This is a genomic window from Streptomyces sp. NPDC001415, assembly GCF_053597395.1.
This window is the reverse complement of record NZ_JBSFIE010000014.1, coordinates 83,385-97,075: the sequence shown is the minus strand read 5'-3', so window position 1 is coordinate 97,075 and position 13,691 is coordinate 83,385. Positions and strand designations below refer to the sequence as shown.

11 protein-coding genes and 2 pseudogenes are annotated in these 13,691 nt (G+C 69.6%); 7 read left to right on the top strand and 6 right to left on the bottom strand.

Going from position 1 to position 13,691, the window contains the following annotated elements; translation table 11 throughout:
- Window positions 1-723: 723 nt before the first annotated feature.
- Window positions 724-1,053, bottom strand: coding sequence for a hypothetical protein (locus tag ACWC2B_RS20385; RefSeq protein ID WP_450718623.1), 330 nt, complete (start codon window positions 1,051-1,053; stop codon window positions 724-726).
- 669 nt (window positions 1,054-1,722) lie between these two features.
- On the opposite strand from ACWC2B_RS20385, the pseudogene ACWC2B_RS20380 reads away from it, so the two are divergent.
- Window positions 1,723-1,992, top strand: a pseudogene (locus ACWC2B_RS20380) (hypothetical protein); the annotation flags it as partial.
- Here the strand turns inward: ACWC2B_RS20380 and ACWC2B_RS20375 are convergent.
- Entirely contained in the window at window positions 1,947-3,482 is a 1,536-nt protein-coding gene (locus ACWC2B_RS20375; protein ID WP_450718447.1) for a serine/threonine-protein kinase, read from the bottom strand. The pseudogene ACWC2B_RS20380 and the gene ACWC2B_RS20375 overlap by 46 nt on opposite strands.
- Before the next feature lie 365 nt (window positions 3,483-3,847).
- Here ACWC2B_RS20375 and ACWC2B_RS20370 point away from each other — a divergent pair, with 365 nt between their 5' ends.
- On the top strand, window positions 3,848-4,426 hold the full coding sequence (locus ACWC2B_RS20370; protein WP_450718445.1) for a TetR/AcrR family transcriptional regulator: 579 nt from the start codon (window positions 3,848-3,850) through the stop codon (window positions 4,424-4,426).
- Between the two features lie 127 nt (window positions 4,427-4,553).
- Window positions 4,554-4,679, top strand: a pseudogene (locus tag ACWC2B_RS20365) (SDR family NAD(P)-dependent oxidoreductase); the annotation flags it as partial.
- A gap of 153 nt (window positions 4,680-4,832) precedes the next feature.
- Here ACWC2B_RS20365 and ACWC2B_RS20360 read toward each other — a convergent pair.
- A complete protein-coding gene (locus ACWC2B_RS20360) occupies window positions 4,833-5,375 on the bottom strand; it encodes a hypothetical protein (RefSeq protein WP_450718443.1) in 543 nt (180 codons plus the stop codon).
- 343 nt (window positions 5,376-5,718) lie between these two features.
- Between ACWC2B_RS20360 and ACWC2B_RS20355 the strand changes: the two genes are divergently transcribed.
- A complete protein-coding gene (locus ACWC2B_RS20355; RefSeq protein ID WP_450718441.1) occupies window positions 5,719-6,465 on the top strand; it encodes an endonuclease/exonuclease/phosphatase family protein in 747 nt (248 codons plus the stop codon).
- A gap of 412 nt (window positions 6,466-6,877) precedes the next feature.
- Window positions 6,878-8,344, top strand: coding sequence for a cellulose binding domain-containing protein (locus ACWC2B_RS20350; protein WP_450718439.1), 1,467 nt, complete (start codon window positions 6,878-6,880; stop codon window positions 8,342-8,344).
- A 103-nt stretch (window positions 8,345-8,447) separates the two neighbouring features.
- Here the strand turns inward: ACWC2B_RS20350 and eno are convergent, their stop codons facing one another.
- Window positions 8,448-9,764 carry a phosphopyruvate hydratase gene (gene eno, locus ACWC2B_RS20345; protein WP_450718437.1) on the bottom strand — a complete coding sequence of 439 codons (1,317 nt, stop codon included), beginning with the start codon at window positions 9,762-9,764 and terminating at the stop codon, window positions 8,448-8,450.
- A 162-nt stretch (window positions 9,765-9,926) separates the two neighbouring features.
- Here eno and ACWC2B_RS20340 point away from each other — a divergent pair, with 162 nt between their 5' ends.
- Window positions 9,927-10,349, top strand: a complete 423-nt coding sequence (locus tag ACWC2B_RS20340) for a MarR family winged helix-turn-helix transcriptional regulator (protein ID WP_450718435.1) — start codon at window positions 9,927-9,929, stop codon at window positions 10,347-10,349.
- A gap of 94 nt (window positions 10,350-10,443) precedes the next feature.
- On the opposite strand, the gene ACWC2B_RS20335 is transcribed toward ACWC2B_RS20340, so the two are convergent.
- Both ACWC2B_RS20335 and ACWC2B_RS20330 read right to left on the bottom strand, forming a co-directional pair.
- Window positions 10,444-11,559: a sensor histidine kinase gene (locus ACWC2B_RS20335; protein ID WP_450718433.1), complete on the bottom strand. Its 1,116-nt coding sequence runs from the start codon at window positions 11,557-11,559 to the stop codon at window positions 10,444-10,446.
- Window positions 11,552-12,247 (bottom strand): response regulator transcription factor, encoded by a 696-nt coding sequence (locus tag ACWC2B_RS20330; RefSeq protein WP_450718431.1) that lies wholly within the window; start codon window positions 12,245-12,247, stop codon window positions 11,552-11,554. The genes ACWC2B_RS20335 and ACWC2B_RS20330 overlap by 8 nt, the downstream gene beginning before the upstream one ends.
- Window positions 12,248-12,545: 298 nt before the next feature.
- Here ACWC2B_RS20330 and ACWC2B_RS20325 point away from each other — a divergent pair, with 298 nt between their 5' ends.
- On the top strand, window positions 12,546-13,622 hold the full coding sequence (locus ACWC2B_RS20325; protein WP_450718429.1) for an endonuclease/exonuclease/phosphatase family protein: 1,077 nt from the start codon (window positions 12,546-12,548) through the stop codon (window positions 13,620-13,622).
- Window positions 13,623-13,691: the final 69 nt, after the last annotated feature.

The window sequence follows — 13,691 nt, the reverse complement described above, 5'->3', positions numbered from 1 at the left end:
TGCTCCTCGTCGGCGCCTGGGCCGGCCACCTCGGCCTGGGCTCCGCCGTCGTGACGGCCTGCCGCCGACGACTCCCCCGCTGGCCCGGCTCAGTCCTGTGCGACTCCGCCGAGGCTCGGCGCGGGGGATGCTTCGATCCCCTGCAAGGAAAGGCGAGTTGGGGTACCAGGGCGTTCGGCTCGGCGTGCAGAACGTGGCTGGGGCAGCGGATGGCGTCGCCCCCGGGCGGCATCCCGGTGTCCTTGCGACAGCGGATGATGACGCTGGTTCGCCGCAGATGCGGAGGCATCGCGCGGGCGCGGCCGCGAAGGCATGCTCGCAGACCTCGCGGACGGACGCGATGAGCATGTTGACCCGCGTCTTCGCCGATGTGAGGGGTTTGATGAGGGCGGCTTCACAGCCGACGATGACCACCGGGTTGCCCGGGTCGTCGTCCAGAACGACGAAGCCGAGGCCACCGCTGCGTACCCGCAGGTAGGCGCCCGCCCCGATCCGGCGGGATGTGCCGGTGCTTGAGCCCCTGCATCACCAGTGCGGTGGTCCATGGCCGCAACCCGGCCGCCCGGCCGCCGGTCATGCTCGGCCGGAGGGAGCGGGGACGGTAGGCAGGCAGCTAGATAGGTGCGCAGCCGATACAGTTCCAGCCACGCTGCCTCGCCACAGAGCGAGTACTCGATGGGTCCCGGTGCCGAGACAGCGGCTCGGCACCGGGACCGCCAGTCCTTACTTCTCGAAGGCGGCGTTGTTGCAACCCATGCTGGAGCCCAGCTTGTTCTGCTGTGCGCCCGCGCTGCCCTCGCCGTTGAGCGCACCCCCCAGTACGCCGTTGAGGACGCCGACCGCGCCGAGGACGTCGATGTTCAGGTCGTGCGACCGGCATTGGGTGCCCTGGGAGACGTTGAAAACGTCACCCTTCCTGCCGTCTTCCCCATTGCCGGAGAAGGAGTTCGTCCCGCCCCGGCTCCCACCATGGGCGTCCGCGGTGCCCGCGCCGAGGAGGCCAACGCTGCCCAGGACAGCGATCACAACGGCGGCCTTACGAAGCTTGCGCAATTTCATCTCCGGTAGGTCGAACGGAAGCGACCAGAAGTTGATCGACTTCGTACGACCACGAAAACTAATGCGGAATATGACCCAACTCGTCAGTGACACGCCGAATTTCGCCCCTGCGAATGGATCAGGGCGAGCCGCGACCGTTCTGCGGAACGAGAGTCGCGCCATCTCGACAATCACACAGTTCGCGCTCAACAGCTCAGCGAGGCTGGCGTTTTCGATGAGGATGCCGAACTGGAAACTCGGAGCTCGTCGACGCGACGCGACCTCCACCGTGAACGTGAGTTGCACGGCGGCGGCCTGGTGGCGGAATGGCGGCGCCCCCTCGCTGCCTGCCGGTTCGGTGTAGTTACGGTAGGGGAGCACGAGCACGGAGGGGTGAGAGATGGGTTTTCGTAAGGCGAAACTGACGGCCGACATGCTGCCGGTGGTCGACTGGCGTAGCGTCGACGAGTTCACGATCAGTGAATGATTCAAGACCTCCGGACGCGATGCCGCGCGGGACGTGTGGGCCATCCGCACGCCGCATCAGATCGGCAAGAAAGTGGCGTACGCGCCCTGCGCGTTCTTCGGCACCCCTACATTCGCGCACGGCCCCCAGCGGCTCTTCGAAGACCGCGAAGCCAGGCGCATCCTGCTCACCGTCGAGCCCCGGCAGGAGATCGACGCCTCACCCCCGCACTCATGCACAACCCTCGGCTGCTGCTCCTCGACGAGCCCTACCGGGGTTTCGACTGGGAGACGTATCCGAGGTTCTGGGACCTCGCCAAATCGCTGCGGGAGAGTGGCTGTTCGGTCCTGGTGGTTTCCCACCTCGCCTATGACACCGACCGCCTCGATGCCGTGCCCCATGAGTCACCCACCCCGCGACACCGATCTGCTTCGGAGGGGGGTCAGTCGGTGAACCCGTCCTTCACGGCGTCGAAGACGGGACGGTAGGTGGCCCACTGAGCGTCCGGCGCCGACAGGTAGATGTCGTACTCCCGGCCGCCCGCCGTGCCGTATCCGAGGTCGATGGCGTGGAAGGTACGGGCGCGACCTTGGAAGGTGAATTCCCACACCGCGGCCGGCTTGCCCTTGAACGTGGTCTTCTGCATCCGCAGCCTGCGGTACGTGGCGTAGTTGGCCTGGGTGTTCGTCTCGATGTCCTTGAAGTGTTCGACGGGGTGCGAGCCGGCCGGGTCCACCATGCCGATGGTGATGCCGGCCAGGCCGGCCGGGTCGGTGTAGGTGACCTCGCCGCCCGCACCCGTCTTCGGCTTCGGCTTCCAGTCGTCCGGTATGGGGAAGGAGACGCCGAGCTGCTCGTCGCGTACCAGCCGGTAGCCGTCGGGTATGGGCGAGGGCGTGGCCGACGGGCTGGGTGTGGTGCTGGGCTTCCGCCCGTCGAGATCAGCGTTGCCGCGCTGCGACGACACGTAGAGCGCGCCGGCCGCGGTGGCTGCGACCAGGGCGATCGCCGCAGCCACGAGGAGGCGGCGGCCTCGTTTCCGGCCCCGGCCGCCCCGTTCCGGCGGCGCAGGCGGGATCGGCCGCGTCGGGGACGTCCCTGCCGTGTCCGGGTTGTCGTCGGGCCCGTCGTGGGTGGCGGTCGGCTGCGTGGCGGTCGGGCCGCCGGACCAGGTGGCCAGCAGCGCGCGTTCCGTCTCCTCCGCCGTGGGCCGGTCCTCGGGGTCCTTCGAGAGGAGGAGCCCGATGAGCGGTTCCAGCGGGCCGGCCTGCCGCATCGGCTCCAGCGGGTCCACTGCGATCGCGTACGCCGTCTCCATGGCGGTGTCCCGGCGGTACGGCGGCCTCCCCTCGACCGCCTGGTACAGCGTCGCGCCCAGCGACCACAGGTCGGAGGCGGGGCCGGGCTGCCTGCCGCGGATCCGCTCCGGGGCCATGAAGTCGATGGAGCCGACCATCTCGCCGGTCTGTGTAAGCGTGGAGGTGCCGGCGGTGCGGGCGATGCCGAAGTCGGTCAGGACCACCCGGCCGTCGGCCCCGAGCAGGACGTTGCCGGGCTTGATGTCGCGGTGCAGGACACCGGCGGCGTGCGCGGCCCGGACGGCGGCGACCATCCCGAGGCCGATACGGGCCGCTTCCTCGGGCGGCAGGGTGTTTCCGCCCTTGAGGGCGTCACCGAGAGTGGGCGCGGCGACGTACTCCATGACGATGCACGGCCGCCCGTCGTCCTCGACGACGTCGTGCACGACGACCACATTGGGATGGACGACGCGGGCGGCGCTGCGCGCCTCGCGGCGGCTGCGCTCGTACAGCGTGGCGACCTCGTGGTCGGACAGGTGCGGCTGCGGATGGAGCTGCTTGAGTGCGACCTGACGGGCGAGCACCTCGTCCTCGGCCCGCCACACCGTGCCCATACCGCCGCGGCCGATGCGCTCGACCAGCCGGTACCGCCCGGTGACCAGCCGCCCTTCGTCCGACACAGCCCTGTCCTCCGTGTACTACGCCCCCATTCGTGTCATTCAGCCATGCACACTAACCGACCTCGGCAAATGGCTGGTGAACGGTCCGACAGCCGCAACACTCCACCTAGCCGCATACCCTCCGATACACGACATCCGGCATATCTGCCCCACCGCGCCTGCGTCAGCCCACCTCCCACCCCTGCCCATCCCGCACGGGCCCACACCCGCCGCATGGCTTGGGCCAGGCCGAGCCCGTGCCGCCGGAGGCCGACGGTCGGCGGCCGATGGCCGATGAGGAAGGGCCGGGAAGCCGCGTCGAGCCCGGGTTCCGAGAAGCGACGCATATTTGACCCCGAAGTCAAAAACGGTGTTACGGTAACGGCATGGGCAGGCCGAAGCAGTTCGATCCGGACGTGGCGGTGCAGCGCGCGATGGGCGTGTTCTGGCGCAAGGGGTACGCGGCGACGACACCTCAGGACCTCGTGGACGAGATCGGCATCGGCAAGGGCAGTCTGTACAACACGTTCGGCAGTAAGCACGCATTGTTCGAACGGGCGCTGGCACGCTACCGCGACTCACAGGCCGCCTGGCTGGAGGATCTCCTCGACCATCCCGGTTCAGCGAAGGACCGGCTGCGGGGCGCACTGGAGGCCCTGGTCGAGCTCGACCTGGGCGACCAGGACCGACGCGGCTGCATGGCGGTCAACACCGCCACCGAGCTGGCCCCCTCGGACGCCGGGACGGCCGGCACCGTGCGCAAGATGTTCGCACGTACGGAGAGCGCGTTCCGGGCAACCATCGAGGAAGGCCAGCGGGCGGGCGAGATCGACGGCGGACGCGACGCTGCGGCGCTGGCCGCCTGGTTGCTCGCGACGGTGATCGGCATGCGAGTCCTGGCCAAGACCGCCGAGGACGCCGCGCAACTGAGACGGGTCGTGGACGCCGCAATGGCGTCGCTGTAGTCAGCTGTCTCCATCGACGGCCGTCTCGACTGACGGCCATCCCGACTGACGGCCGACTCGACTGGCGGCTCAATTTTTTTCGCATTGATTTTGTACCTGTGATTCAAGAATCTGCAAGGAGTCTGTCATGGAACTCAACCTCGTCGGCAAGACGGCTGTCGTCACCGGGGCGAGCCGAGGTGTCGGCCTCGCGATCACCCGGCAGCTCGTCGCCGAGGGGGTCCGCGTTGTCGGCGCGGCCCGAACGATTACAGGGCTATCAGCCCCTTGTAGCGGCACGGGCCAGCCACCAGGACCGGGCGCCGAGCCGGCCGCCCGGTCCAGATCCTGGCCACGGGGTGCCCAAGCACAGGCACACCCCCCGCCTCACACCCCTCGCAGCCGGCCCCGGGCCGCGCCCCGACCGCTACCGCCCCCTGACGCTGGCCAGGACCGCGTCGACCTCGCGGGTGTCGGTCGGTTCAGGTGACTGGGTGATGCCGAGGAGGAAGGCCGACTGGTCGCTGCTCTCCACGACGATGGTGAGACGCATCCGACCCGCCCTCCCACTGTCGTCGCGCACGCTCAGCACCACCGTGTACGCGGGACGGCCGCTCACCGTCGTAGCCCTGGACTCCTCCACCGTCGACCTGCCGTCCGGGTAGAAGAACTCCGCGTTGGACCGCGCCGCTGCCTCCGTCCGTTGCCGCAGCACGGACTCCTCGACCGGCCTGCCCCGCCCGGCGAGCACAACGGCCCCGCCGTGGTCGTCGTGCCCCTCCGTGGCGATCGAGGAAGTGAAGGCCTTGATCAGGTCCTTGTCGTCGTTGCGCTTCCAGCCCTCGGGTACGGCGTACGAGAGACCCGCCGCCGCATCCGTCACACGCGGCCGCCCGGCCAGCGGGGAGCTGTCATCGTCCCGGGTCAGCCACCACTGCGCCGCCACGGCGAGAACCACCAGAATCAGCACGCCGACACCGCAGGCGATCCAGGCTCGCCGGGTGCGCCTCTGACCGGATGGGAGCGGAGGCGTCGACGGCAGGGGCGGCGGGCAGACGGAGGATGGTGTTGTCATGGACCCAGCGTCCGCCGCGCGGCCGGGAGCGGACCTGAGCGTTCGTACTCAACTCATGTACTCAGGTGCTCAGGTACTGAGTCACAACGTAGGGATACTCGGCTCTGCGGCAGCGGAGATGGACCGCTACGGTGCGTTCCGGCGGTGCCAAGCCCCTTCACGTGGGCTCGGAATCGGCGGACACCGCCGTCTCGCGTCGCGCCGCGCGAAGGGAAGGCGAAGCGTGGAAAGGGGAAGCGTGCAGGATTTGCCCGACTCGGCGACGGAGCCCGACGGCTCCGTGGTCGTACGCGTGCTCAGTTACAACATCCGCTCGATGCGCGACGATGTCGCCGCCCTGGCCCGGGTGATCCGGGGCTGCCGGCCCGACATCGTCTGCGTTCAGGAAGCCCCGCGGTTCTTCCGATGGCGCAAAGCCGCCGCCCGCCTCGCCCGCACCTCCGAGCTTGTGTACGTCTCGGGCGGCGCCACCGCTTCCGGGCCCATGATCCTCTGCTCGCTCCGCGCCCATGTGGAGCGCACCGAGGACGTACTGCTGCCCCGGACTCCCGGCCTGCACCAGCGTGGCTTCGCGACCGCGGTACTGCGGTTCGGCCGGGTCAGGCTCGGGGTGCTCAGCTGTCACCTGAGCGTCAACGACAAGGAGCGCTACGAGCAGGGCCGGCTGCTCCTCGACCGGCTGTCCGCCCTTGACGTGCCGTACGCCGTCGCCGCGGGTGACCTCAACGACCGGCCCGACGGCCGTACCTTCGGCCTGCTCGCGGGCACCCTCCAGGACGGCTGGGCCACCAAGCCGTGGGGGCGGGAACACACCACCCGGCTCGGCGATCCGCTCCAGCGGATCGACGTGGTCTTCGCAACGGAGGGCGTGGAGGTGCTGGGGTGCGGGGTGCCGATGGGGCTCCCCACCCTCTCGGAGCGGGACCTCCGGGCAGCCACGGATCATCTGCCGGTACTGGCCGCTTTGCGGGTGCCCTCCGCGTAGTTGAGGTCCGGGCGGCCGTCCACAGCGGTACGACACGCTCTCGCTCTTCGTCGTCGGCCACACCGCTGCCGACGCCTCCCAGGTCCCCGGGGCCGCTCGGCGTTCTTGCTTTCCTGGTGGCACGTCCGAGCCTCCTTGGCGGCTCGGACGGGGCGTGGGGTCATGCACAAGCCTTGAACCAGTGGGAGCGCTCCCATCATGGAGTTGAGCGGTGTGAGGGTCAAGATGCTTGCGCAGTCGAAGACGTTCGACGCGCGGGGACACCCAATCCCCCGTATTTCAAAGGGAGTTGAACCCAACTCACTGTTGCTCCGGGCCAGTTGAGCCTCTACCGTGTCGTCTCACCAGTGGGAGCGCTTCCATCCGTCGAACGTTGAACACCCTCAACATTCCGACCGTGAAGGATCCGCTCATGAGACACCCCCCGCGCTTGGCCGTATCGCTCACCGCCGCCGCACTCGTCCTCGCGAGCGCCGCGGTCGTCCCCCTCGTCACCGCCTCCGGAGCCGAGCCCTCCTGCTCGGTGACGTACAGCGCCGTGAAGGAGTGGGACGGCGGCTTCCAGGGCTCCGTCACCCTCACCAACAACGGTTCCGCGCTGACGCGGTGGAGTCTCGGCTTCGACTTCGCCGACGGCCAGAAGGTGACCCAGGGCTGGAATGCCGCATGGTCCCAGTCCGGCACCGCGGTCACCGCGTCCAACGAGAGCTGGAACGGTTCGCTCGCCACAGGAGCGAGCGTCACCGCCGGATTCCTGGCGTCCCGGTCCGCCACCAACACTCCTCCCACCAAGATCACCCTCAACGGAATCCCGTGCGGCACCACGGGCGGTCCCGGCCCGTCCCCCACCCCCTCCACTCCCGGCACCGGCGCACCCGTGCTCCGCGCGTCGGGCAACAAGCTCGTCGACGCGGCCGGTGCGACCCGGCGGCTGCTCGGCGTCAACCGCTCCGGCGGCGAGTTCATGTGTGTACAGGGTCGTGGCTTCTTCGACGGCCCGGTCGACGACGCGTCGGTCGCGGCCATCGCCGACTGGCACGCCACCGCCGTCCGCATCCCCCTCAACGAGGAATGCTGGCTGGGACTCGCCAACATCGACCCCGCCTATGCGGGCGCCAAGTACATCGCCGCCGTCCAGGACCTCGTACACCGCGTCGAGTCCCACGGCATGACGCCGATCGTCGAACTCCACTGGTCGTACGGCCAGTACACCGGCAACTCGTCCGGCTGTTCCGACCTCCACGCGAGCTGCCAGAAGCCGATGCCCGACGCTCAGTACGCGCCCGCGTTCTGGACGTCGGTCGCCACCGCCTTCAAGAGCGATGCGGCCGTCGCGTTCGACCTGTTCAACGAGCCGTATCCGGACCGCGCCACCTCCACCACCGATCAGGCGTGGGCCTGCTGGCGGGACGGCGGGAGCTGCCCCGGCATCGGCTATGAGGTCGCCGGGATGCAGGATCTGGTCGATGCCGTACGGGGCGCCGGAGCACGCAATCTCATCCTCGCGGGCGGCATCGCCTACGCCAACGACCTGAGCCAGTGGACCGCCCGCGCTCCCACCGATCCGGCGGGCAACCTGGCCGCCGCCTACCACGGCTACAACTTCAACTCCTGTGCCGGCGAGGCCTGTTGGGATGCCACCCTCGCGCCCGTCGCCACCAAGGTCCCGATGGTCGCGGGCGAGATCGGCGAGAACACCTGCGCCCACTCCTTCGTCGACCGGGCCATGAAGTGGTTCGACGACCGGGGGATCTCCTACCTGGGCTGGACCTGGAACACCTGGGACTGCTCATCGGGCCCCTCTTTGATCACCGGCTACGACGGCACCCCCACCGCGTACGGCGCGGGCCTGCGCGACCACCTGCGCTCCCTCACCTGACGCCGACCGACTGCGCCCCGCCTCACAGGTCGCCTCCCGGCACGCCGGCGGGCCCCCAGATCGTGATCGAGGGGCCCGCGTGGTCTCTAGCTCTGCCTGCTGTTCACGCCCGACGCAGTGCGGAGCGGCCCGCGAAGCGCGCCGAGTCGCCCAACTCCTCCTCGATTCGGATCAGTTGGTTGTACTTCGCCGTGCGGTCGGAGCGGGAGAGGGAGCCGGTCTTGATCTGGCCGCAGCCGGTCGCCACCGCCAGATCCGCGATGGTGGTGTCCTCCGTCTCGCCCGAGCGGTGCGACATGACGGCCGTCCAGCCCGCCCGGTGGGCCGTGGCCACGGCGGTCAGCGCCTCGGTCAGGGTGCCGATCTGGTTGACCTTGACCAGGACCGAGTTGCCGACGCCGGTGCGGATGCCCTCGCGCAGCAGCGTCTCGTTGGTGCAGAACACGTCGTCGCCGGTGAGCTGGCAGCGGTCGCCGACCCGGGCGGTCAGCTCGCGCCAGCCGTCCAGGTCGTTCTCCGCCATCGGGTCCTCGATGGAGACGACCGGGTAGGCGTCGATGAGCTTGGCCAAGTACTCGGCATGCTCGGAGGGGGTGCGGCGCACCCCCTCGCCCACGTAGTCGTACGCCCCGTCGCGGAAGAACTCCGACGACGCCGGGTCCATGACCAGGCCGATGTCCGTGCCGGGGCGGTAGCCGGTGCGCTCGATGGCGGTCATCACGAAGTCGAGCGCCTCCTCGGCGGTGCGCAGCGCGGGCGCGAAGCCACCCTCGTCACCGACGCCCGTGGAGTGCCCGGCGGCCAGCAGATCGCGGCGCAGGGTGTGGAAGACCTCGCTGCCCATGCGGACGGCTTCGGCGAAGGTGTCCGCGCCCACCGGCGCGATCATGAACTCCTGGAAGTCCAGCGGATTGTCCGCGTGGGCGCCGCCGTTGACGATGTTCATCATCGGCAGCGGCAGGAGGTGGGCGTCGGCGCCGCCGAGGTAGCGGTAGAGGGGCTGACGGTGAGCCGCCGCTGCGGCCTTGGCGGCGGCGAGGGAGACGCCGAGGATCGCGTTGGCGCCGAGCCGGGACTTCGTGGCGGTGCCGTCGAGGGCGATCAGCGCGGCGTCAAGGCCCGCCTGGTCCGCCGCATCCCGGCCGCGCACGGACGCCGCGATCTCCCCGTTGACGTGAGCCACCGCGCGGTCGACGCCCTTGCCGTGCCAGCGCGCGGAGTCCCCGTCGCGCAGTTCCACGGCCTCCCGAGCGCCGGTGGAGGCGCCGGAGGGGACCGCCGCACGCCCCAGGGAGCCGTCCGCCAGGACGACGTCGACCTCGACCGTCGGGTTGCCCCGGCTGTCGATGATCCGGCGGGCGGTGACGGTCTCAATGGCGGCGTCGGTGATTTCTGCGGGTCCAACTGCCTTTGCGGACATGGGAGTTCCTTCCCGTTGTCGTATGCCGTGGCCCTGGCTGCGACAGCGCTGGCGCTGAGCCCGACAAGCCAAACCATACAGCAATGCTGCTCAGTTTTGCTGTACAGCATTGCTGCGCAGGTCAGGTGCGCAGCTTTGCTGACCAACGGGGTAAAGTGCCCTATGCCCACCTCGGAAGCCGCCGCCATCGCCACCGAACTGCGCACCGCGATGGGGAAGCTCACCCGCCGCGTCAAACACGAGGACCGCATCCCGCTGGGTCAGGCCGCCGTGCTCGGTGCGCTCGACCGCAATGGCGCCATGACCACCAGCGACCTCGCCGCCGATCAGCGCGTACGTCCCCAGTCGATGGCCCGGGCGGTGGGGCTGCTCATGGAACAGGACCTGATCACGCGCCGGGCACACCCCACGGACGGCCGCAAGTCGCTGGTCGAGCTGTCGGAGGCGGGCCGGGCCGCGCTCGAAGCGGAGCGCGGGCGTAGAGCCGGTTGGCTCGCGCAGGCCATCGAGGCCGAACTCACCGATGAGGAGCGGGAGTTGCTCGCCCGCAGCGCCACCCTGCTGGAGCGGCTCGCCGCGCGCTAGCGCCCCGATGTCGGCACGGAGGTCGGTGAGCGGATCGCCGGCTCCCGCCGTTCGCAGATCTATCGCGTGAGCCGCGTATCGGTTCCCTGATGAGTCACCGGTCGGTTGGCGGGGCTGTCGCGGGTAGTTCCACGGTGACGCGGGCTCCGCCGGCGGAGCGCGGGGTGAGGGTGAGTGTGCCGTCGTGTGCCCGGGTGATGGTTTCGACGATGGCCAGGCCGAGGCCGACGCCCGCGTGGTCGGTGTGGATGCGTTCGGTGCCGCGCTGGAACGGTTCGGTGAGTGTCGAGACCAGCTCCGGGGTGAGCTGCTCACCGGTGTTCTCGACGGTGAGCACCACCGTCTCGGGGCGGGCGCTGGTTCGGACCCACACGGTGCCGTGTTCGGACAGGTTGTGGACGATCGCGTTGTGTACGAGGTTCGTGGTCAGTTGCAGCAGGAGCGCCGGCGATCCGAGCGTGGGTGTGACGTCGCCGGTGGTCTCGATGGTGACGCCGTGCTTTTCCGCGAGGGGGAGGAGGGTTTCGGCGGCCTCTTCCGCGATGAGGGACAGGTCGACGTGTGCTCGGGTGAAGGACCGCTGGTCGGCGCGGCTGAGCAGGAGCAGTGCCTCGGTGAGGTCGATCGCGCGGGTGTTGACGGCGTGGAGGCGGTCGACGAGTTCGCCGGTGTCGTGGTTCGGATCGCTGCGGGCCACGTCGAGAAGCGCTTTCGAGATCGCCAGCGGGGTGCGCAACTCGTGAGAGGCGTTGGCGGCGAATCTCTGTTGTTCGGCGACGTGCGCTTCGAGCCGTGTGAGCATCGCGTCGAAGGCGTCGGCGAGTTCGCGGAACTCGTCCTTGCGGCCCGGTAGCCGGATCCGGTGGGAGAGCGATCCGTTGGTGGCCATGCGGGTGGCGTCCGCGATCCGGGTCAGCGGGGCGAGCATCCGGCCGGCGAGGATCCACCCTCCCACGAGGCCGAACACGAGCAGGATTGCCAGCACGGCGGCTGCCCTCGGAGCGAAAACGCGCAGGAGGTTGGACCGGACGGGAAAGACATCACCGGTGAGGGTGCCGGTGGAACCGGGGACGATGAGCGCACGCTCGGGGACGTAGCGCAGGAGGAATACCCACACCGCGCCGAGCAGCAGGAAGCCGGCGACCATGAGGAATCCGGCGTAGCTGAGGGTGAGTTTGAGGCGAACGCTCAATCCGGGCCGCCTATCCACACCTGCCTCCCCCGTGTCCGGCCTCCGGTTGCGTGTCGATGCGGTAGCCGACGCCGGCCACGGTGGCGATGATCCAGGGTTCGCCGAGGCGCTTGCGCAGTGCCGAGACGGTGATGCGTACGGCATTGGTGAACGGGTCGGCGTTCTCGTCCCACGCGCGTTCCAGGAGTTCCTCGGCGCTGACGACACCGCCTTCGGCAGCGACGAGGACTTCGAGGACGGCGAACTGCTTCCTGGTCAGCGCCACGTAGCGGCCGTCGCGGTAGACCTCTCTGCGGAACGGGTCGAGACGCAGACCCGCGATCTCTTGCACGGGGGGCCGGCTGTGGCCGCGTCTGCGGTCCAGTGCTCTGAGCCTGAGCGCGAGTTCTCGGAGTTCGAAGGGTTTCGTGAGGTAGTCGTCGGCGCCGAGTTCGAAGCCGGAGGCCTTGTCGTCGAGACGGTCGGCCGCGGTGAGCATGAGGATCGGCATGCCGCTGCCGCAGGCGACGATGCGTCGGGCGATCTCGTCGCCGGACGGCCCGGGGATGTCCCGGTCGAGGACGGCGATGTCGTAGCTGTTGATGCCGAGCAGTTCCAGAGCGGTGTCGCCGTCACCTGCGATGTCGGCCGCGATCGCTTCCAGGCGCAGGCCGTCGCGGATGGCCTCCGCCAAATAGGGTTCGTCCTCGACGATCAGCACACGCATGTCGTCAAGGCTACGAGTCGGCGCATATCGCCGGCGTATCGAAAACGGCATACGTGGCGGCAACAGCTCCTTGTCTTGACTGACGGCATGCCTCGGACCCCGCCCGCCATCAGCAAGAACACCGAGCCGCCGGATGCGCGGGCTCCCTGTCGTGGGTCTGGCGGCGTGACTCTCTTCAACCAGCCCTTGCACTGCGAACCGGGCCCCCATCGACCGATCGTCGCTGCCCGCGCATGCATGCCGACCCCGCCCAGGACCCAAGGACGCAACAGTGACCAGCAGTGAGCGAGGACAGACGATGACGCAGGTGGACACGGCGGAGACCGCAAAGGAAGGCGCCGGCCGCCCAGCCACCGGCTTCGGGAACCTGCGTCCGCGCATCCGCCGGGCCCTCGGGGTCGCCGCCCGGCCGGGACTCTGGAAGCGCGGCCTTGTCCTCGCGACTCTGGCGCTGCTCCTGGGCCTGCTCATGCTGCTGCACGCCCACATCACGGACCGCGGAGGCCTCGGCAGCCTGGTGGAGACCTTCCTGCCCTGGTTCGGCCTGTTCGTCCCGGTGCTGCTGGCCGGGGCGCTGTGGCGCCGCTCCGCCTCAGCGGTGGCCGCGCTGCTGCTGCCCGTCACGGTGTGGCTGAGCCTCTTCGGCGGGCTGCTCATCGACAAGTCCCGCCCTGGCGGCGACCTCACCGTGGCCACCCACAACGTCGACGCCGACAACACCGACCCGGCCGGCACCGCCCGCGACCTGGCCGCCTCCAAGGCGGACGTACTGGCCCTGGAGGAGATCACCCAGCAGGCCAAGCCGCTGTACGAGAAGGAACTGGCGAAGGCGTACCCGTACCACGCGGTGGTGGGCACGGTCGGGGTGTGGAGCAGGCTGCCGCTGTCGGACACCCAGCGGGTCGACATCAAGATGGACTACGGACCGCTGGGGGACACCAAGCCGGTCGACGTCAAGATGGCCTACGACCGGGCGCTGCGCACCACGGTGGCCACGGACCAGGGGCCCCTCGCCGTATACGTGGCTCACCTGGGGTCCGTACGCGTGTTTCCCAGGAACGGCTTCTGGACGGCGAGCCGGGACCGCGGCGCGCAGGCGCTCGGCGAGGCCGTCGCCTCCGAGCGGAACGACCGGGTGGTGCTGCTCGGCGACCTGAACGGAACCACGGACGACCGCGCGTTCGCCGGCATCTCCTCGCAGCTCAACTCGGCCCAGGACGCGGCCGGTGACGGCTTCGGCTTCAGTTGGCCGGCGAGGTTCCCGATCGCGCGGATCGACCAGATCCTGGTCCGCGGCGTGAAGCCGACGAGCTCGTGGGTGCTCCCGGCCACCGGCAGCGACCACCTGCCGGTGGCGGCCCGGCTCAGCTGGTGACCACGGTGTAAAAGCCGCCGCCCCAGCGGCTCCCCTGGCTGAGGGCGCGCACGTACCCGGGGCGGACCT

Bases quoted from the DNA above. Each gene is read 5' to 3' on its own strand.
- ACWC2B_RS20370 (WP_450718445.1), top strand. From the start codon at position 3,848: ATGGGCAGGCCGAAGCAGTTCGATCCGGACGTGGCGGTGCAGCGCGCG.
- ACWC2B_RS20350 (WP_450718439.1), top strand. From the start codon at position 6,878: ATGAGACACCCCCCGCGCTTGGCCGTATCGCTCACCGCCGCCGCACTC.
- eno (WP_450718437.1), bottom strand. From the start codon at position 9,764: ATGTCCGCAAAGGCAGTTGGACCCGCAGAAATCACCGACGCCGCCATT.
- ACWC2B_RS20340 (WP_450718435.1), top strand. From the start codon at position 9,927: ATGCCCACCTCGGAAGCCGCCGCCATCGCCACCGAACTGCGCACCGCG.
- ACWC2B_RS20330 (WP_450718431.1), bottom strand. From the start codon at position 12,247: ATGCGTGTGCTGATCGTCGAGGACGAACCCTATTTGGCGGAGGCCATC.
- ACWC2B_RS20325 (WP_450718429.1), top strand. From the start codon at position 12,546: ATGACGCAGGTGGACACGGCGGAGACCGCAAAGGAAGGCGCCGGCCGC.